The sequence below is a fragment of the Pseudomonas sp. GNP014 genome (assembly GCF_054344005.1).
Window position 1 is genome coordinate 5,873,153 of sequence record NZ_JBTGUS010000001.1, and the last position, 20,923, is coordinate 5,894,075.

The 20,923-nt window shown below is 60.8% G+C and carries 10 protein-coding genes, 1 pseudogene and 1 riboswitch; of the genes and pseudogenes, 2 read left to right on the forward strand and 9 right to left on the reverse strand.

Translation table 11 applies throughout. The annotated features are described in order from the left end of the window. Positions 1 to 34: 34 nt before the first annotated feature. Both alaS and ltaE read right to left on the reverse strand, forming a co-directional pair. Positions 35 to 2,653 carry an alanine--tRNA ligase gene (gene alaS / locus ACXX9E_RS26480; RefSeq protein ID WP_123466996.1) on the reverse strand — a complete coding sequence of 873 codons (2,619 nt, stop codon included), beginning with the start codon at positions 2,651 to 2,653 and terminating at the stop codon, positions 35 to 37. Between the two features lie 146 nt (positions 2,654 to 2,799). Beyond that, positions 2,800 to 3,804, reverse strand: coding sequence for a low-specificity L-threonine aldolase (gene ltaE, locus ACXX9E_RS26485; protein WP_458556439.1), 1,005 nt, complete (start codon positions 3,802 to 3,804; stop codon positions 2,800 to 2,802). A 198-nt stretch (positions 3,805 to 4,002) separates the two neighbouring features. Continuing rightward, a riboswitch (FMN riboswitch) is annotated at positions 4,003 to 4,174 on the forward strand. A gap of 104 nt (positions 4,175 to 4,278) precedes the next feature. Here ltaE and ACXX9E_RS26490 point away from each other — a divergent pair. After that, a pseudogene (locus ACXX9E_RS26490) lies at positions 4,279 to 4,789 on the forward strand (6,7-dimethyl-8-ribityllumazine synthase). A 157-nt stretch (positions 4,790 to 4,946) separates the two neighbouring features. On the opposite strand, the gene astE reads toward ACXX9E_RS26490, so the two are convergent. The 7 genes from astE to ACXX9E_RS26525 form a co-directional block, all read right to left on the reverse strand. Further along, positions 4,947 to 5,957: a succinylglutamate desuccinylase gene (gene astE, locus ACXX9E_RS26495; RefSeq protein ID WP_267802008.1), complete on the reverse strand. Its 1,011-nt coding sequence runs from the start codon at positions 5,955 to 5,957 to the stop codon at positions 4,947 to 4,949. A gap of 12 nt (positions 5,958 to 5,969) precedes the next feature. Beyond that, positions 5,970 to 6,260, reverse strand: a complete 291-nt coding sequence (locus tag ACXX9E_RS26500) for a topoisomerase II (RefSeq protein WP_458556440.1) — start codon at positions 6,258 to 6,260, stop codon at positions 5,970 to 5,972. 57 nt (positions 6,261 to 6,317) lie between these two features. Next, the gene (gene astB / locus ACXX9E_RS26505; RefSeq protein ID WP_123467006.1) at positions 6,318 to 7,664 is read right to left on the reverse strand and encodes an N-succinylarginine dihydrolase; all 1,347 of its coding nucleotides are present in this window, start codon (positions 7,662 to 7,664) and stop codon (positions 6,318 to 6,320) included. Positions 7,665 to 7,830: 166 nt separating this feature from the next. Further along, a complete protein-coding gene (gene astD, locus ACXX9E_RS26510) occupies positions 7,831 to 9,300 on the reverse strand; it encodes a succinylglutamate-semialdehyde dehydrogenase (protein ID WP_458556619.1) in 1,470 nt (489 codons plus the stop codon). After that, a complete protein-coding gene (gene aruG, locus ACXX9E_RS26515; protein ID WP_123467011.1) occupies positions 9,297 to 10,322 on the reverse strand; it encodes an arginine N-succinyltransferase in 1,026 nt (341 codons plus the stop codon). The genes astD and aruG overlap by 4 nt, the downstream gene beginning before the upstream one ends. 51 nt (positions 10,323 to 10,373) lie before the next feature. Next, positions 10,374 to 11,393 carry an arginine/ornithine succinyltransferase subunit alpha gene (aruF, locus tag ACXX9E_RS26520; RefSeq protein ID WP_007951057.1) on the reverse strand — a complete coding sequence of 340 codons (1,020 nt, stop codon included), beginning with the start codon at positions 11,391 to 11,393 and terminating at the stop codon, positions 10,374 to 10,376. 204 nt (positions 11,394 to 11,597) lie between these two features. Beyond that, entirely contained in the window at positions 11,598 to 12,818 is a 1,221-nt protein-coding gene (locus ACXX9E_RS26525; RefSeq protein WP_123467013.1) for an aspartate aminotransferase family protein, read from the reverse strand. A gap of 305 nt (positions 12,819 to 13,123) precedes the next feature. Between ACXX9E_RS26525 and ACXX9E_RS26530 the strand changes: the two genes are divergently transcribed. Further along, positions 13,124 to 20,920, forward strand: a complete 7,797-nt coding sequence (locus ACXX9E_RS26530; RefSeq protein ID WP_458556441.1) for a dermonecrotic toxin domain-containing protein — start codon at positions 13,124 to 13,126, stop codon at positions 20,918 to 20,920. Positions 20,921 to 20,923 lie beyond the last annotated feature (3 nt).

Here is a 20,923-nt window from a genome sequence, read left to right on the forward strand (position 1 = left end):
GCCCGCCACTAGACTGCGGGCCGGACGGACTGCCTTATAAACCCTGCTCGACGAATGGAACGGTCAGCGCCAATGCGCCATCCAGTGCGCCGGCGTCGACACCGCCGCCCTGCGCCATGTCCGGACGACCACCGCCCTTCCCGCCCACTGCCGCAGCAGCCTGTTTCATCAAATCACCGGCTTTGAGTTGGCCAGTCAGGTCCTTGGTTACGCCTGCAACCAGTACGACCTTTTCCTCATGGACACTGCCGAGCAGGATCACTGCGCGGCCGAGTTTGTTTTTCAGCTGATCGACCAGCGCCAGCAGCGCCTTGCCGTCCTGACCATCCAGACGTGCGGCCAGAACCTTCACATCCTTGACGTCCACTGCCGAGTTCGACAGATCGTCGCCCGCGGCACTGGCAGCCTTGGCTTGCAACTGCTCGAGCTGCTTTTCCAGTGCGCGGTTGCGCTCCAGCACGGCCGACAGCTTGTCGATCAGGTTGTCGCGGCTGCCCTTGACCAGGTTGGCCGCTTCCTTGAGTTGTTCTTCTGCCGCGTTCAAGTAGGCCAGTGCCGCAGCACCGGTGACTGCCTCGATACGACGCACGCCCGATGCCACACCGCCTTCGCTGATGATTTTCAGCAGGCCGATGTCGCCGGTACGGTTGGCGTGGATACCGCCGCACAGTTCGACGGAGAAATCGCCGCCCATGCTCAGCACGCGCACGTTGTCGCCGTATTTCTCGCCGAACAGCGCCATCGCGCCTTTCTGCTTGGCGGTTTCGATGTCGGTTTCTTCGGTTTCAACCGCGGAGTTCTTGCGAATCTCGGCGTTGACGATGTCTTCCAGCGCCTTGATTTGCTCTGGTTTGATCGCTTCAAAGTGGCTGAAGTCGAAGCGCAGACGCTGGCTATCAACCAACGAACCTTTCTGTTGCACGTGCTCGCCCAAGACCTGACGCAGCGCAGCGTGCAGCAAGTGAGTGGCAGAGTGGTTGAGCGAAGTCGCGTGACGCACTTCGGCATCGACGTGGGTTTCCACCGGTGCGCCGATGGTCAGGCTGCCCGAATCCAGCACACCGTGGTGCAGGAATGCGCCGCCGGTCTTGGTGGTGTCGCGAACGTCGAAACGTGCGCTACCGGCCTGCAGGAAACCACAGTCGCCGATCTGACCGCCGGACTCCGCGTAGAACGGCGTCTGATTCAGAACGATCACCGCCTCTTCGCCTTCATTCAAGACGTCGACCGACTGGCCATCTTTATAGATGGCGACAATTTTTGCCGAACCGCTGGTGTCTTTGTAACCGGTGAACTCGGTGGCCACATCAACCTTGACCAGGGTGTTGTAGTCCAGGCCGAACGAGCTGGCCGAACGCGCACGAACACGCTGGGCTTCCATTTCACGCTCGAAGCCGACTTCGTCGACCGTCAGGCCGCGCTCACGAGCGATGTCAGCTGTCAGGTCCATCGGGAAACCGTAGGTGTCGTAGAGTTTGAACACCACGTCGCCCGGCACCACGGTGCCTTGGAGTTCCAGCAGGTCCTGCTCGAGAATCTTCAGGCCGTGCTCCAGAGTCTTGGAGAACTGCTCTTCTTCGGCCTTGAGTACGCGCTCGATGTTGCTCTGCTGCTTCTTCAGTTCCGGGAAGGCTTCGCCCATCTCGGCGACCAGCGCAGCCACGATCTTGTAGAAGAAGCTGCCAGTGGCACCCAGCTTGTTGCCGTGACGGCAGGCACGACGAATGATCCGGCGCAGCACGTAGCCGCGGCCTTCGTTGGACGGCAGCACGCCGTCGGCAATCAGGAAGCCGCACGAACGGATGTGGTCGGACACCACTTTCAGCGACGACTGATCGCCATTTTCGCAACCGATGGCTTCAGCCGAGGCTTTCAGCAGGTTCTTGAACAGGTCGATGTCATAGTTGGAATTGACGTGCTGCATCACCGCACTGATCCGCTCCAGCCCCATGCCGGTGTCGACCGACGGCGCTGGCAACGGATGCAACACGCCGTCGGCGGTGCGGTTGAACTGCATGAACACGTTGTTCCATATCTCGATGTAACGGTCGCCGTCTTCTTCCGGCGAACCCGGTGGGCCACCCCAGATGTGGTCGCCGTGATCGTAGAAAATCTCGGTGCATGGGCCGCACGGGCCGGTATCGCCCATGGTCCAGAAGTTGTCGGACGCGTAAGGCGCGCCTTTGTTGTCGCCGATGCGGATCATGCGCTCGACCGGCACGCCGATCTCTTTGGTCCAGATGTCATACGCTTCGTCGTCGGAGGCGTAGACGGTGACCCAGAGTTTTTCCTTCGGCAGTTTCAGAACGCCGGTCAGGAAGGTCCAGGCGAAGGTAATCGCGTCGTGCTTGAAATAGTCACCGAAGCTGAAGTTACCGAGCATTTCAAAGAATGTGTGGTGACGAGCGGTATAACCGACGTTTTCCAGGTCGCTGTTCTTGCCACCGGCGCGCACGCACTTCTGGCTGCTGGTTGCGCGGGTGTACGCGCGCTTTTCCTGGCCCAGGAAGCAGTCCTTGAACTGGTTCATCCCCGCGTTGGTGAACAGCAGGGTTGGGTCGTTGCCCGGAATCAAAGAGCTGGAGGCTACACGGGTGTGGCCTTGCTCTTCGAAGAAGCGAAGGAAGGCTTCACGGATTTCTGCGCTTTTCATTAGGTTCTTCCACGGAGGCTGCGGCCAAAGGCCTGTTCGAAACGTCAACAGACGAAGCGACGGCAAAGGGCCGCATTATATCGGCCCTGCGCGCGGGGTACAGCGTGTTTATACGATAGAAACGGTCAATTGGACGGCTAACGCTGTCACTTGCGCGAAAACTCGACGAATGTCGCGATCACTTGCTCGATTTGCGAGCGATTGACGTCCATGTGCGTGACCATGCGCAGACGTGCGGCGGCGCTCAATTTAATCCCGCGCTCGGCGGCAAACGCCTTGATCGCTTCGGCTTTATCGCCCATCTGCACGTAGACCATGTTGGTCTGCACGGGCTCGACGCTAAACCCGGCGTCGCGCAGACCTTCGGCCAAAAATAGCGCGTTGGCGTGGTCGTCCGCCAGACGCTCGACGTTGTGATCCAGCGCATACAGCCCCGCTGCTGCGAGCAATCCGGCCTGGCGCATGCCGCCGCCTACCATTTTGCGCAGGCGGCGTGCTTTGCCGATCAATGCCTCGGCGCCGCACAGCACCGAGCCGACCGGCGCACCGAGGCCCTTGGACAGGCACACCGAGACCGAATCGAAGTATTGGGTAATCTCGTGGGCATCCACGCCCAGCTTGACCGCCGCGTTGTACAACCGCGCGCCATCCAGGTGCAGTTGCAGGCCATGATCCTGAGTAAACTGGCGTGCCCGGGCCAGATACTCCAGCGGCAGCACCTTGCCTTGCATGGTGTTTTCCAGCGCCAACAGACGGGTGCGGGCGAAATGAAAGTCATCCGGTTTGATCGCCGCCGCGACCTGATCCAGATCCAGCGAACCATCGGCCTGCACTTCCAGCGGCTGTGGCTGGATCGAGCCAAGCACTGCCGCGCCGCCGCCCTCGTACTTATAGGTGTGCGCCTGCTGGCCGACGATGTATTCGTCGCCACGTTCGCAGTGCGCCATCAACCCCAGCAGATTGCTCATGGTGCCGGTCGGCACGAACAGCGCCGCAGCAAAACCCAGGCGCCTGGCCAGTTCGGCTTCCAGACGATTGACCGTCGGATCTTCGCCATACACGTCGTCGCCGGTGTCCGCCGCCGTCATGGCGTCGAGCATGGCGGGAGTCGGTTGGGTGACGGTGTCGCTGCGAAGATCGATAACGCTCATGAACCTGGCCTCAAGTCAGCAGGGGAAATCCCTTTACGAAGGTGAATTACTGCGGTCATGGCGCGGATTAATCAACCCTTGCGCAAGGAAAAGTCGTTTCGGGCAGTCAAAAAATTCGATGGCAATCATCGGAAAGGCGCAATGCACAGACGCACAATCTGTGTTAAAAACGCTGCGCCGCCCGACAAAGGGCGGCAAAAACGTTCTCAGGGCGGGGTGCAATTCCCCACCGGCGGTAATTGCGCGCAATGCGCATAGCCCGCGAGCGCTTGGCGACGCACACCGTTTTTGCGGTGGGTGGCGGCAAGGTCAGCAGACCCGGTGTGATTCCGGGGCCGACGGTCATAGTCCGGATGAAGAGAGAACGGGATTGACGCCAAAGGGCCGTCCGCGAGCAGTCGTGCGAGCGTGCGCACCCTTGAATCCCTTTCGATTCATAACGCCCTGTTTTTCACACGAAACAGAAGTCAGAACATGCAACCCACCGCTATCGACAGCAAAAGCAAACACCCACATGGCGAGCGCGTCGCGTTCATCCAGGCCTGCTCGGCACAAGGAAATCGTCGACCAGAGCCGTAAAGGCTTCATCACCGAAATGCTGGCCCAGGGTTATCAGGAATCGGACATCGACTTCTTCGAAGTCGGCGGCGCCTTTGAAATGCCCCTGCACGCCAAGTTGCTGGCCAAGACCGGTCGTTATGCCGGCATCGTCGCTGCAGCCCTGGTGGTGGACGGCGGCATCTACCGTCACGAGTTCGTCGCCCAGTCGGTGGTCAGCGGCTTGATGCAGGTGCAGCTGGAGACCGAAGTGCCGGTGTTCTCGGTGTCCCTGACCCCGCACCACTTCCATGCCGGCGAAGAACATCAGAAGTTCTTCTTCGAGCATTTTGTGCACAAGGGTCAGGAAGCGGCGCGGACGTGCGCGGATACGCTGCGCAAGGTTCGCGCACTGCGCCGCAGTGAGCCGCATGCTGTAGCGGTCTGATAGCCCATGGGTGAGGCCTTGGGCCTCACTCTTTCCACTGTGGGAGCGAGCTTGCTCGCGAAAGCGGACTGACAGCCAACTCAAATGTTGAATGTCAGATTGCATTCGCGAGCAAGCTCGCTCCCACAGTGGTTTTGTGTAGACCTTGCGATTGAGGTCAGGCGAGGTTTTCGTCGCCGGTCGGCACGATCAGGATGCCCGCGCGCAGGCCGTTCTTGACCTTCGGATTAGGGAAGATGATCCGTGCGCCCTCTTCCTCGATGACCCAGCGGGTATTGGCCAGGTCTTCGGCCAGCAGATACCCCACATCCAGCTCGGAAAAGTTCTCGATGTCCGCCGGCAGATTCAGGCGAAAGGCATCGCTGTGCTTGATGATTTCCCGGGCCACGCTGAACAGCTGCAAACCGTCCAGGCCTTCTTCGGCCAGACCCGGCTCATTGCCTTCGATGATCTGCTGCAGGCGGGTTTCCAGGCGCGAAACGTCGACCCCTTCGTTTTGCCCGAACGGCCGCGCCTTGCCCAGTTCCAGAGTAAAGGCCTCGGCACCGAGCTTGTCGTAGGTGTAGGAGCTGAACACGATCGACGGCTTGTTCTGCAGCAGCACCGCCTCCATCCCGGCGGCACGCAGGCGCGCCAGTTCGCGGCGCGAATGCTGGCGACCGTCCTTCCACGGATACAGGGCGAACTGCTCGATCTTCGAGCCACGAATCGCCGTGTGCAGGTCGTAATGCAGGCGATCACGATCCGGCAGACTGAAGAAACTTGCCGCCAGTCGCTCCAGCTCACAGGCGCGCAGCGCTTCGGAACCACTGGTTTGTTCATGACGGCCGTTGAACAGCCGATTGACGTCCTGCTCGACGAAGCGCTCGCCTTTACGAATCGCTTCCGGATTGCCGAACAGAAACAGAATGCGTGCGCGCGGCTTCAGGTCGCCGCGAGCGATGTCATGCAGCAGCCGATCGAGTAACTCGATCGGCGCGGTTTCATTGCCGTGGATGCCTGCCGACAGCAGCAGGTCCAGGCCATTGTCACGCGCTTCGGGTGGCCGTACTTCCAGCGCACCCTCGCTCAACCAGCGCATGCGCACGCCTTCGACAGTCAGTTGAGTCTTCTCCGCCGGTTCGCGGCCGGCGAGGGTCAGTTCAAGCAGTTTGCCGAGGGCGAGCATAGAGCGGTTTCCTTAGTGATCGTGGTTGCAATCCGGGCCGTGCACGTGATCCTCGTCAGCGCCGAGGTCAGCCGGTTCCATTTCCAGTTGCAGACTTACCAGATTAGTCGCCAATGGGCGCAGCAGCAGATTGGCGTACTCTTCGTCACCTTCCTCGACGTCCACGCCAATCAGCAGTTGGCCACGGCCATCCTGCTGGATCCACAGCTCTTTGCCTTGCCACATGACCGCGACGCGGGTGCACGAGGTTGGCAGTTGTGTGCCGTCGGTATCTTCAAGGATCAGCTGCAGGGAATCGCTCATGTTTTTACTCTCTTGGGGAGACAAGCCGCGCGCCGCATTCAGGCGACGCGCCGGCCATCAATTGATCTGGAATGGATAAACCGCGCCCAGTTTAAGGATTTGCGTCAGTTCATCCAGTGCCGTCCGGCATTCAAGCAGCAATTGCGGGTCCGCCAGATCGCTCTCGCTCAGGCGGTCGCGATAGTGCTTTTCAACCCATGCGGTCAATGAACCGTACAACGGCGCGGTCATGATAACCCCTGGGTTGACCGCCGCCAGTTCGGTTTCGTTGAGCGCGACACGCAGACGCAGGCACGCCGGGCCACCACCGTTCTGCATGCTTTGTTTGAGGTCGAAGACTTTCACTTCGCGGATCAGGCCGCCGGAGCTGGTCAGACTTTGCAGGTAAGCCCACACGCGCTCGTTGGCCTGGCATTCCTGCGGCACGATCAACAACATCGAACCGTCAGGGCGCGACAGCAACTGGCTGTTGAACAGGTACGAGCGCACGGCATCATCGACGCTGACCGCCGAACGCGGCACGCAGATGGACTGGAACTTGCCGCCGACGTTGGCGAGCTTGCCTTGCAGCTCGGCCAGCATGTGCTCAGTCTCAAGGAACGCGTCCTCGTGATAGAACAGCACCTCGCCGTTGCCCACCGCGATCACGTCGTTGTGGAACACGCCCTGATCAATCACGTTCGGATTCTGCTGAGCGTAAACCACGCCCTCGTCCCGCAGACCGTGCAGACGCGCTACGGCTTGCGACGCTTCCAGAGTCTGGCGCGCCGGGTATTTCTGCGGCGCCGGGTAACGAGTGTCAAATGCGCTGCGACCGAACACGAAGAACTCGACACCGGCCTCGCCGTATTCACGACAGAAACGCGTGTGGTTGGCGGCGCCTTCGTCACCGAACTGCGCCACCGCCGGCAAGGCGGCGTGGTGGGCGAAGTGCTGCTGATCGGCGAACATCGCCCCCAACACGCGACTAGTGGTCGGGTGCTCGATGCTGCGGTGGTATTTGCAGTTGAGGTTGGCGGCGGTGAAATGCACGCGACCGTCAGCAGTGTCGGCGCTCGGGCTGACGGTGGCGGCGTTGGCCACCCACATGCTCGACGCCGAGCAACTGGCGACCAGCAGCGGCATGGCCTCTTTGGCAGCGCGCTCGATCACTTGCGCGTCGGTGCCACTGAAACCCAGACGGCGCAACGCAGCCACGTCCGGACGCTCCTGCGGCGCCAGCACGCCTTGCTGAAAGCCCATGTCCATCAGCGCTTTCATTTTCGCCAGACCTTGCAGCGCCGCTTCCTTCGGATTCGAGGATTGCTGGCTGTTGCTCTGGGACGCAACGTTGCCGTAGGACAGACCACCGTAGTTATGGGTCGGCCCCACTAGACCGTCAAAATTGACTTCATAGGATTTCATCAGCGAGGCTCCACGAGAATCTGTTGTTATAGGCTTCAGTAACTAACTGTTCAGTGCGACCGCGTCGCGGCCATCGCTGGCAAGCCAGCTCCCACAGGATTAGCAGTGTTCACAGACTCTGTGGACGACTCAATCCCTGTGGGAGCTGGCTTGCCAGCGATAGGCATCAGACCATTTTCACGCCAGGCGTCAGGGCCGCCGGCAACACCAGGCTCGGGGTTTCCAGCGAGGCCACCGGGTACGCGCAGTAATCTGCCGCGTAGTAGGCGCTGGCGCGATGGTTGCCCGAAGCGCCGACACCGCCGAACGGCGCGCTGCTCGCGGCGCCGGTCAGCTGTTTGTTCCAGTTGACGATACCGGCGCGGCTTTCCAGCCAGAACTGCTGATAACGCGCTTCGGAATCGGACAGCAAACCTGCCGCCAGGCCATACGCGGTGTCGTTGGCTTCAGCGATCGCTGCAGCAAAATCGGTGTAGCGGATCACTTGCAGCAACGGGCCGAACAGTTCTTCGTCCGGACGCTCGGCGACTGCGCTCACATCTAGAATGCCCGGGGTCAGCAAGGCCGATTGCGCCTGTGGCTGAGTCATTGCCAGCAGCGACACGGCGCCATTGGCCAGCAGATGTTGCTGGGCATCCATCAGCGCTTTGGCCGCGCCAAGGGAAATCACCGACCCCATGAACGGCGCCGGTTGCTGATCGAACGCACCCACCTCAATCGTCGAGCTGACTTCAACCAGACGCTTGAGCAGGCTGTCGCCCCACGCACCTTGCGGCACCAGCAGACGACGGGCGCAGGTGCAGCGCTGGCCTGCAGAAATGAACGCCGACTGAATGATCGTGTACACCGCCGCGTCCAGATCAGCCACCTGATCGACCACCAGCGGGTTATTGCCGCCCATTTCCAGCGCGAGGATCTTGTCCGGACGTCCGGCGAACTGCTGATGCAGGTGATTGCCGGTGCGGCTCGAACCGGTGAAGAACAGACCGTCGATGCCCGGGTTCGCCGCCAGCGCGATGCCGGTTTCACGAGCGCCTTGCAGCAGGTTCAACACGCCGGCCGGCAGACCGGCTTCGATCCAGCACTTGACCGTCAGCTCGGCGACTTTCGGCGTCAGTTCGCTGGGCTTGAACAGCACGCTGTTACCGGCCAGCAGCGCCGGTACGATGTGCCCGTTCGGCAAGTGGCCCGGGAAGTTGTAAGGGCCGAACACCGCGACCACGCCGTGTGGCTTGTGGCGCAGCACGGCGGTGGCGTCGCCCAACGGGCCGCTCTTCTCGCCGGTGCGTTCGCGGTAGCTTTGCACCGAAATCGCGATCTTGTTGACCATGCTGGTGACTTCGGTCGCGGCTTCCCACAGCGGCTTGCCGGTTTCCTCACCGATGGTGCGGGCCAGTTCGTCGCTGTGGTTTTTCAGGGCGGCGGCAAAGGCCTCGAGCACGCTGATGCGCTCGTCGAGCGAACGGCGCGCCCAGCCCGGGAATGCCTGACGCGCCGCCTGCACGGCGGACTCGACCTGAGCGGCGGTGGCGCCCTCCCCCGACCACAGCACTTGCTGGGTCACCGGGTTCAGCGACTGAAAGGCTTCGCCCTGACCGGCCAGCCATTCACCTGCGATGTATAGCGAATTCATTATTTCGACTCCCGGGCAGCAGACAACGCCACGGCGCGCACTTGATCGCCGGCGTTGAGTTGAAGACGTTTGGCGGTCAGCGGATCGACCACCAGCGTGCCGGCGGCCAGACGGGCCGGGGCAGCGGTGATGCGGCAATCTTCGCGTTTGCGGTTATGGATGATGAACGGCGTAGCGTCATCGCCCGGCGTACCGATCGCCAGCACCAGCGCTTCGCTGTCACGCACGGCGCGGATCTTGCTGGTTTCGCACTCGATGGCAGGGCCGGCGTCGAAGATATCGACGTAACCCTGATAACTGAAGCCTTCGCCCTTGAGCATCGCCAGCGCGGGCTCGGTGTCCGGGTGCACCTGGCCGATGACGTTGCGCGCATCCGGCGAGAGGAAGCAGGTGTACAGCGGGAATTTCGGCATCAGTTCGGCGATGAACGCCTTGTTGCCGACACCGGTCAGGTAATCGGCCTGACTGAATTCCATTTTGAAGAAGTGCCGACCCAGGCTTTCCCAGAACGGCGAACGCCCGGCTTCGTCGGAGACACCGCGCATCTCGGCGATGATCTTGTTGCCGAACAGCTCCGGGAACTCGGCGATGAACAGCATGCGTGCCTTGGACAACATGCGGCCATTGAGGCCGGTGCGGTAATCGGCGTGCAGGAACAGCGAGCACAGCTCGGAATTGCCGGTCAGGTCGTTGGCGAGGAACAGCGTCGGGATCTCGCGATAGATGTTCAGCTCCTGCGAGGCGCTGACGGTCAGGCCGACACGGAAGTTGTACCACGGCTCACGCATCCCGACCGCGCCGGCGATGGCGGAAATCCCCACCACGCGACCGTTGTCGTCTTCGAGCACGAACAGGTAGTCCGCATCACCACGGCCGGCTTCGCCGCGAAAAGTCTTCTCGGCCCAGCCGACCCGGTGGGTCAGGCGTTCTTCGTTGGCTGGCAAAGTAGTCAGGCCGGTGCCGGTGCTGCGGGCCAGGTCGATCAGCGCGGATAAATCGCTGCTGCGTACGGGACGAACAATCATGCTATCTCCTCAAACGGGCCGCCTTCGCCACCCGTGAAACTCGCTAAGGCGTTAAACCGCCACCAGGCGCACGCTGGCACCTTCACCGACGCCCAGGGCTTCGGCCGCTTCCAGATCCAGGGTCACCGGTTTGCCCGGCGCGTAGTCCAGCTCCAGCAACACCGCGCGGTAATCCTGCAACTGCGCGTTGGCCACCAGATACTGGCGCCCGGCACCTTTGACCGGCTCACCGATCTTCACCGGCACCACGCGGCTCTGGGCGATCGAACGAATCCCCGAAACCCGCGCATGCAGGGTCGGGCCACCGTCGAAGATGTCGATGTAGTGATCGGTCTCGAAGCCTTCGCGCATCAGGATGTCGAAGGTGATCTGCGCACGCGGATGCACCTGGCCCATCGCTTCTTGAGCGGAATCCGGCAGCAGCGGCACGTAGATCGGGTAATGCGGCATCAGCTCGGCGAGGAACGTGCGGCTCTTCAGGCCACACAGGCGCTCGGCCTCGGCATAGTTGAGGTCGAAGAAGTTGCGACCGATCGCGTCCCAGAACGGCGAATCACCGTTCTCGTCGCTGTAGCCAACGATCTCGGTCACCACCGAATCAGCGAAACGCTCCGGGTGGCTGGCGACGAACAGCAGACGGCCACGGGAATTGAGCTCGGACCACGGCGACCCCACCAGCTCGCGCTGCACGTAGAAACTGGTCAGCAGGCTGTTGCCGGTCAGGTCGTGGCATTGCGAGAGCACGTGGATCTTGTTGTGGATCTTCAGCTCGCGGGAGGCGTGGACGAAGGTCTCGTTGCGGAAGCTGTAGAACGGCTCCGAATAACCGGCCGAAGCAACGATGGCCGAACAGCCGACCAGTTTGCCGGTGGCGGTGTCTTCGAGGACGAAGAAGTAACTCTCTTCACCGTTGAAGCTGACTTCGGCGGCAAACGAGGCTTCGCTTGCGGCGATCTTGTCGCTCAGACGTTCCACGTCATCCGGCAAGGAAGTGACACCAATCGGACTGTCCGCAGCCAGACGCTGTACCTCGCCCAGATCAGCCATTTGCGCAGGGCGCATCACCAGCATGGTGTCACTCCTTTTCTCTTATCAATTCACAGAAAAAACACCGGACACTGTGGGAGCGAGCTTGCTCGCGAAAGCGGTATATCAGTCAGCTTAGATGGCGACTGACACTCCTTCTTCGCGAGCAAGCTCGCTCCCACATTGATAGTGCTCGGTATCAAAAAATTTGATCGACGCCTGAAAAAACTCCAGGCGTCGAAGGGTCTATCAGGCTTGCGTCAGTTTTGCTGCGGCGCGTTCGAAGCGATCCAGACCAGCGTCGATATCGGCATCTTCGACCACCAGGCTCGGAGCGAAACGAATCACGTCCGGGCCGGCCTGCAGAATCATCAGGCCTTCTTTTTCAGCGGCGTTGAAGATGTCCTTGGCCTTGCCTTTCCAGGCATCGCTCAGTACGCAACCGATCAACAGACCGAGGCCACGCACCTGAGTGAACAGGCCGTACTTCTCGCCGATCTGCTGCAGACGGGTCTTGAATTTGTCGTGCTTGGCGTTGACGCCGTTCAGCACCTCAGGGGTGTTGATCACGTCAATGACCGCTTCGGCTACCGCGCACGCCAGCGGGTTGCCGCCGTAAGTGGTGCCGTGGGTGCCGACGACCAGATGTTTGGCCAGTGCTTCGGTGGTCAGCATCGCCGCGATCGGGAAACCACCGCCCAGGCTCTTGGCGCTGGTCAGGATGTCCGGGGTCACGCCGTAATGCTGGTAGGCGAACAGGTGGCCGGTACGGCCCATGCCGGTTTGCACTTCGTCGAACACCAGCAGCGCGTTGTGCGCGTCGCACAGTTCACGGGCGCCTTGCAGGTAAGCCAGTTCGGCCGGCAGCACGCCGCCCTCGCCCTGGATCGGTTCCAGCACGACCGCGCAGGTCTTGTCGGACACCGCCGCTTTCAGCGCGGCCAGGTCGTTGTAAGGGACGTGGGTGATGCCGGTGATTTTCGGACCGAAACCGTCGGAGTACTTCGACTGGCCACCGACGTTGACGGTGAACAGGGTACGGCCATGGAAGCTGTTGAGCGCGGCGATGATTTCGTACTTCTCGCTGCCGAAACGGTCGAACGCCACGCGACGGGCCAGCTTGAACGCGGCCTCGTTGGCTTCAGCGCCGGAGTTGCAGAAGAACACGCGCTCGGCGAACGTGGCGTCGATCAGCTTGTGCGCCAGGCGCAGGGCAGGCTCGTTGGTGAACACGTTGGACACGTGCCACAGCTTGTTCGCTTGCTCGGTCAGCGCACCGACCAGCGCCGGGTGCGCGTGGCCCAATACGTTTACGGCAATCCCGCCGGCGAAGTCGATCAGCTCGCGGCCGCTCTGGTCCCAGACGCGGGAACCGGCGCCACGCACCGGAATGAAAGCGGCAGGCGCGTAGTTGGGAACCATTACCTGGTCGAAATCGGCGCGTTCTACCGCAGCGTGATCAACGGACATCGGAGTCTCCTGAAGAGGAACACCCGCCTGAAACTGGCGAGCTTGGTGAGGATTGTAAGGACAGTTTTCAGCCCGGCCTTGTCGCCAAGCGACAACTTCTTATAGCGCAAACCCTGAATTTTCCCGGGTTTACGGCAATGCGACATATAGCGTCGCAAAGGCGCAGTTTAAACTGTCGCTGCCGATTTGCGGCAGGCCCGGGAGGATATCAACTGAACGGCGCGGCACAGCTATAAATATGTACCGCACCCCCCATGCATCGTTCTGATTTGCTTGGTGCTTTCCAGATGCCAAGGATTGGCCCGATGCAAACGACTGAACACCCCAACGACACCCCTTTCGGGGCACAACCCGACACTCACTATCTGCACCTGCAAGCCAGCCTGCCCACATGGCTCGGCAATGCTTCAGCGTCCAGACGCGAGGCATTGAAAAACACCCTGCCAGCGATGCCCCTTCAACTTCTAGCGCGTTCGGCGACCGAGCATCAGGCGCTCAAGGCGCTCAATTCCGCCCACTGGTCCGCCCAAAACGATGTCGACCGCCAACTGGAGCAATTCAGGGACATCAATGCCTTTGCCGAACCGCTGCTCAAGGCCGCGATCAAGGCCCACTTCGACCTGGAACTGGATGTCAGCAACATCCAGCTGCGTCTGTATATCCCTGCCACCACGCCGCTGTTCGGCATCAAGACCGGCGCACGCACGTGGACGGTGTCGCTGCTGGCGGCGGCGCTGCATAACTTCGAAGAAAAGGAGACGCAGGACGATGCCTATGACGCCGCGTCGACGTACATCATGCAGTCCTTGCCTTCCGCGCAGTCCGACACGCCGCTCTCGGCCACCGCACAGTTCGACACCCTGCCCTGGCTCAAGGAAAAAATGAGCATCCCGGCGTTCACCAAAATGTGCCGGGAGCTGGACATTGGTGCGCAGTACAAGACGTACCTCGAAGACCACCTCGGCATGACCGACGCGAAAAAAGGCGCAACGTTACGCAAACATGTCGACAAGAGCGAAAAGGCCGCGCTCAAGGCCGCCCTGCAATTCGCCCGTCTGACGGGCGATATCAGCGACCGTTACTGTCGCACGATCGTTGCACTGATCGACGGCGTGCGGCACCTGCGCATCGACGGGCAGCACCTGCAAGCTCAGGCGCTGACCATGATGGGCGCGCCGCTCACCGGTATCCTGGTGTTCGCCCCCCAGGCCGATGAAGTCCACACAATAGCGCGAGTGGTCGCCTACGTCCCGGATGACCCGGAGCATCCGGTCAAGGAGTACGCCTCTTCGGCGGAGCTGGAAAAGGAACTGACCCGTCAGCTGCGCGCGCAGGACTATCAGAAATTCTTCAGCCGCTTCGTCAACCACGAACAGCGCGGCGTTTTCTTCTCCAGCCTGAACACTCGCCTGAGCCAGGTGAAGTGGCATGAAGCGGTGCACGGCAGTCAGGACCCGATCTGGCGCAGCGAGCCGCTCGAGAAGCCTGATCTGCAACTGGCCGCTACAGTGATCCTCGGTGATCTGTGGCAGCACCAGTACCAGGAAAAACTCAACAAGATTCTCAATGACGGCCAGGTCATCGCGGTCGCCACCGCCACGGTCGACTCGAATGCCCGCTGGGCGCTGTGGGATTCCTTCGTCGGTATCGCCTCGGCCATTTTGCAGACCGCCGTGTTCATCATCGCGCCGTTCGTGCCGGGGCTGGGCGAACTGATGATGGCCTACATGGCTTATCAGTTTCTCGACGAAGTGTTCGAGGGCATCGTCGAATGGGCGCAAGGCCAGATCACCGAAGCGTTCACGCATCTGGTGGGGATGGTGGACGCAGCGATTCAACTGGGCCTGTTTGCCGTCGGCGGTTCGATTGCAGTGGGTGAGTTTCGTAAAGTCCTGCCCAAGGAAGTCATCGCGTTCATCGAGCGTTTCAAACCGGTGAAGCTGGCGAACGGCAATACCCGCTACTGGGATCAGGACTTGACCCGCTATCAGCAGACATCCCTGCCGGCAGCCGATTCCAAACCCTCTCCACTGGGTCTGCACGAGCATCAGGGCAAACAGATTCTGCCGCTGGAAGACGCGCACTTTGCCGTCAGCGAATCCGCGATCCCCGGCCAGTACCGTATCGAACACCCAACCCGCCCCGACGCCTACCAACCCGTCGTGCGCCACAACGGCGATGGCGCCTGGCACACCGAACTCGAGCAACCGCTGGAATGGGACAATGCGACCGCGTTGCGCCGCATCGGTCATGAGATGCAAGGGTTCACACCGGAACGGCGTGAACGCATTCTGCAAGTCAGCGGCTATGACGAAGACGCATTGCGCAATATGCACGCCGAGCAGGCGTCAGTGCCGCCACTGCTGGCCGACAGCATCAGCCGCTTCCGGATCGACCAGGACCTGCAAGTGTTCATCGACCAACTGGCCAGCGACCTGCCCGAACAATACCGCCGCGCCGATCCGCAGACGCAACTGCAATTGCTCACCGAACACGGACGCTGGCCTGCGGGTAAACGCCTGCGCTTGCTGGACCGACAAGGAGAGGTCATCTGGCAGTCGTCGAGCGACGAAACCTTGCCACTGACCGATCTGCGCCAGACCAGTCTGATCGACAATGATGTGCTCACATCACTGCTGCAGGACCTCAGCGAACAAGAGGCCAAGGCCTTGCTCGACGAGCCGTTTGGTGGCCCGGACCTGCCGCTGGATATCCGCGCCCGCGAGTTGCGCAAACAACTGCTGCAATTGGCCAAGGCGCAACGCAGCCACCTGTTCGAGTCGCGTTACCGAGCCCTCGAGAACGTCGACGACCCGCTGCACACCACCCTTGCCCAATTCGAACCGCCCCTGCCACCGCGTGTCACCCAGGAACTGCTCAACACCACCCGCAGTGATGAGCTGCTGCAAATCAGCGAAGGCCAACTGCCCCAGCGACAGCAGGAGCTCATGCAGGTGGCCAGCGAAGAAGTACGCGTCACCCGCGCATTCGAAGGGCTGGAACTGGACTCGGTGACCAATCCGGACACCGACACCCTGGTTCTGCACAGTCTGCGGTACGTGCCCGGCTGGAGCGGCGAGGTACGCCTGGAAATCCGCGACGGCACCTATGCCGGCCCGATGCTCGACAGCACCGGCCGCGCTGATGCGCCGGAACAAAAGGTTCTGGTGCGCAAACCCGATGGCACTTATCAGCCCTTCGATGACCGCGGGCATGAATTGCACGGGGCCACCGACGTGTACTCAAGCATCCTCTATGCGCTGCCGGACGCCGAGCGTCAGGCCATGGACATCCATATCGGTCAGGCGCAAAAACTCAAGACCGCCATCCGTGCACGGCCCCTCGATCGCAGCGATTTTCGTGTAGCCGTTTCGCTGGCGCCGGTCCGTCACCCGGAAGTCGACCCCCTGCGTCTGGTCGGCTTCCGGAGCCGTGAAAGACTGTCTCCCGTGTCAGAATTCCTTGCAACACGGCGCCAGGAGGTAAATCAGGCGCCTCTGGACAGGATTCGCGTGATCTATCGCGGTTACACCGCCAGAGACGCACGTGCCTTTGCCGCGAGATTTGCGAACAACCCAAGAAGCATCGCCAATGAGCTCGCCCGCCTGAGTGACGAGCTCACCCTGTTGCGCGACAACCTGCGTGTGTGGGAAACCCGGGTTCCGACGAGAGACCCGCGTAGCGCAATCGCGCTGACTGACACTCAACGTCGCGCGGCACAACAAAGCCGCCGGGCGTTCAGCAATGCTATCGAACGCTGCTGGCGCCGGGAAACACAGGAATCGGCCGGGTACCTGTTGCAGATCACGGATCCGATAATGGGCGATCTACCGACCTTGAGCGGCGACTTCAGTCATGTCAGATCGCTGATCCTGAACGGCAATGCCAGTACCCGTGGCCTGGAACCGTTTTTGCGACAATGCCCGGGACTGCATTCCCTGGACGTGCAGAACCTCGACCTGCCGACCCTGCCCCAGGCCCTGACCTCGATGCCGGGCCTGCAGCGACTGACCATGCGCAACTGCGGCATCACCATGACCCAGGCGAACCGGGCGACACTGACGTCCCTGCCGCAGGTCTCAGTCCTGGATCTTTCAGACAATCCGCTGGGTGAGCCGGTTGATGTGCGCACGATGCCCGCATTGAGTTATCTCAACCTCGATAACACCGGCATTTCGACGGTGCCGGCGGGCATGCTTGTTCATCCAAGCCTGGTCTCCGGACGGTTCGCCGGTAATCCGATCACTGAAATTCCCGATGAGTTCTTCAATCTCGCCAGCGCACTCAGTGACAGATTCCTCTTCGGCGCCAACCCGCGGCTGTCCGCAGCCAGCCGGGAAAGAGTGAAGCTTTACTACCAACAGACACGCAAGCACTTCGGCGTAGTGCCTGACCTCGCCGATATCGAACTGGCCACCCGGCTCTTTCCCGCCGTCACCGCTGATCGAGCCGTGGATCTGATTTATCAATTACCCGGAACGCTGGTGGACGGCCACGCCAGACTCACAGCCTGGGAGGCAGAGTTTGGACGGCTGCAAGTCGAGCTCGCGAGATGGAGCAACGATACCCCCCGACGCTCTCCCGCTACCCAAGAGCCGTTGACGCTCAGCGAACGAACCCGCGATCGTCTCGCCAGGCTGGACTTCAGCCAGAGGCTGGAGAATTTCTGGCGTAACCAATCACCCTTCGTTCCCGAGCACCGCGGCAGTCAGTTGGAGCTGACCCTCGGATTCCTGGGCGATATGCCGGTGATCGATAGCGATTTCAACCATGTTGCCCACCTGACGCTCAATGGCAACAAAGGGGTGACCGGCGTAGAACCGTTCTTGCGACGCTTCCAGAAGCTGACGTCACTGGAGCTGAGTGTTTTCGACTTCGACCCGAACTCGCTGGCAGCTGTTGACCTGCACGACCTGCAGACACTGCAACTCCAGGATTGCGGTGTAGTGATGACCCCGGAAAACCAGGCAAAGCTTGTCTCGATGCCGCAGTTGCAAATGCTGGACTTGAGCGACAACCCGCTGGGCACGTTTCCCGACCTGACTTTTCTGCCAGAACTGAACCGTCTCGATCTGGCCAACACCCACCTGTCGCAGGTGCCTCCCGGACTGGCCGATCACGCCAACCTCGTCATCGCTGTTTTCAGCGGCAACAGGATCAGAGAACTCCCCGTCGAGTTGCTTGACCTGCCCGCCATTCGCACCGACGGTATGATCTTTGCCGACAACCCATTGTCGCCGGTGACTCGCGAGCGGATAAAAACCTATTACCGCAAAACCGGGCAAGACTTCAATGTTCTGGCTGCTCCCGAGGACATCGCGCTGATGCAATCACTGTTCCCGTCCCTTGACCAGGAAGACGCCAGCGGGATCATCTATGACCTGCCCGGAACACTGGCCGACAGCCGGACCCGGCTCAACATCTGGCAGGCCGAACTGACTACCCTGCTGGCCGATCTCACGGCCTGGGCAACCCAGGTACCGAAGCAGGATCCCGTGACTGGCGAAGCGATCAGCGCCGCCGAACAATTCATCAACACCACCTCCCGAAGGGAATTCGCCGACCAATTCGAGCAACTCTGGCGAACACGCTCAGAGACCTCCGGCATACGCATGGACGCTTTCACGGCTAACCCGACCTTCCAGGGCGACATGCCGGTTCTGACCGCCGATTTCAGCCACGTCTTGAAACTTAATCTTCGGGGCAACCCTGCGATCAGTGGCACAGGCCCGTTCATTGAGCAGTTCGGCAACCTGCAGATTCTTGAGCTCCACGATTTCTCCCTGGGAGAAATACCCGCGTCCCTGACTCGCACGACGGAACTCATAGACGTCACGCTGGCCAACTGCAACCTGACCCTCACCGACAACGGCCAGACAGTACTGGAGTCACTGCCCGATCTTGAGAGCCTGGATCTGCGCCACAATCCGCTGACGCGGGCGCCGGACATCACGAACATGCCGGCACTCAGTGACCTTCGCCTGTCCAGCACCGAAATTACCGCAGTCCCGGACGGTATTGGCACACACCCGAACCTGCGTGAAGCGCACCTCGACAACAACGCGATTACCGACCTGCCCGAAGCCTTTTTTGAGCTCGACATCAAACTCGCCCGTGCGACAAAACTGTCCGCCAACCCTCTGTCCCAGGCAGCCCGCGAGCGCATCAAGGTTTATTACACGCAACACGGGGCCAACTTTGGCGTGCTGCCGGACCAGGCCGACATCAGCCGCACACGGAACCTGTTTCCAACCCTGAATATTAAAGAGGCCGCAGACGTGGTTTATCGTTTGCCCGGGACATTGGCCGATGGCACTGCGCAATTGGCGAGCTGGGAAACGGAAATCGGCAAAATGCTCAGCGATCTCGAGGCATGGTCGAATCGCGTCCCCGCCCAGGTCATGGGCGCTGCGGACAGGGCAACGCAGCGCCTGAACAGGCGCGCGTTCGGCAAGAAAGTCGAGCAGTTCTGGCGTAACCGGCACGTCTCCCGGTCAAAGCCCGGATCCAATGGTTTTATCGCCGATCTGACTTTTTTCGGTGACTTGCCAGCGCTGTCGGCTGACTTCAGCCACATCGTTCAGCTCTCCCTGTTGGGCAACAAGGATTTGACCTCCGCTGAAGGTTTCCTGCGGTGCTTTACCGGATTGAAAACCCTGGCAATGCGCGACTTCACACTGGGCAAATTCCCTGAGGCTGTCGCCACCATGTCCGATCTCGAAACGCTGGTACTGAGTCGCTGTGACATCGTTTTCGACGAACCCGCGCAGACGCTCCTGTCGTCCCTGAGCAAACTGCAATCGCTGGACCTGTACGACAATCCTCTGGGCCGCACCCCGGTTCTTTCTGCTCTGCCGGAACTCAATGTCATCGACCTGGCCAGCACCGGAATCGACCAGATCCCCATCGGGCTGCTGGAACGCTCCAGACTCACATACGCAATACTCAGCGAAAATCGTATCAGCGAACTTCCGGAGGCCCTTTTCCGGGTCCCGGCCAACGTCAGCGACGGATTTGACCTGAGCAACAATCCGTTGTCATTGACGACACGGGAACGGATAAAGATCTACCACCAACGCACGGGAAGCGACTTCAATGTGTGGGTCGAACCCGAGGATATCGAACTGGGACGTACGCTCTACCCTGACGTCACCGGAGAGCGCCTGAGCAAGATCGTCTACAGCCTGCCGGGGACACTCGCCGAAGGGCGCCTGGAACTTGTGCGGCGCCAGACTGAAATCGCCACCCTGTCCAGCGATCTGCAATCATGGGCCAATACCGTTCCGCTCGACCCTGTCACTCGGGTCCCCCTGACAGACGACGCCCTGCTGCAGGAACGCACCAACCGGATGAAATTCAAGGAACAGCTCGAACATTGCTGGCGCCGAATCACCCCGGACGATACCTCGGAGTTTGAATTCTCATCCAGCGTTCCGCTCACTGGCGAACTGCCGACCCTGTCGGCGGACTTCGGACATATCCGCACCCTGAAACTGACTCGAACAGGCGGCGCGGCCTCTCAACTCGGCCAGTTCCTGAATGGTTTTCCCAAGGTGCGCAGTCTGACGATCCAGGGATATCAACTGGGGAACATTCCCGACGCGGTGCTGACCATGGAGGATTTGGCTGAACTCAACCTGCCCGAATGCAACGTCACCCTGACGCCCGCCAACGTGGATGCATTGAGCGTCATGAATAACCTGAGTCGCCTTGAATTGCGCAACAACTCCCTGGGCCTGACGCCCGACCTCAGTCAGATGACCGCACTGGTCTGGCTGGATCTGGGCAACACAGGGCTCAGCCGAATCCCGTCAGGGTTGTTCAACCGTCCGCACCTGGTGTACGCCGACCTGTCCGGCAATGCCTTCACCGATTTGCCTGCCGAGTTGGCGAGCATCAATAGCGCCGACTTTATTTTCAGCGACAACCCGCTCTCGGGGGAAAGCCTGCACCACGTCGAAATCCAGCGTCTGGCAAGGGCAAATGCACTGGCCGAACAAAAACGACAGCAGCAGCAACTCCAAAACGTTACAAACCCGAACTTACCCTATGGCAGCGGTCAGTCCTCCACCTCAAGCGGACTCTCGGGATCGTCACTCTGACAG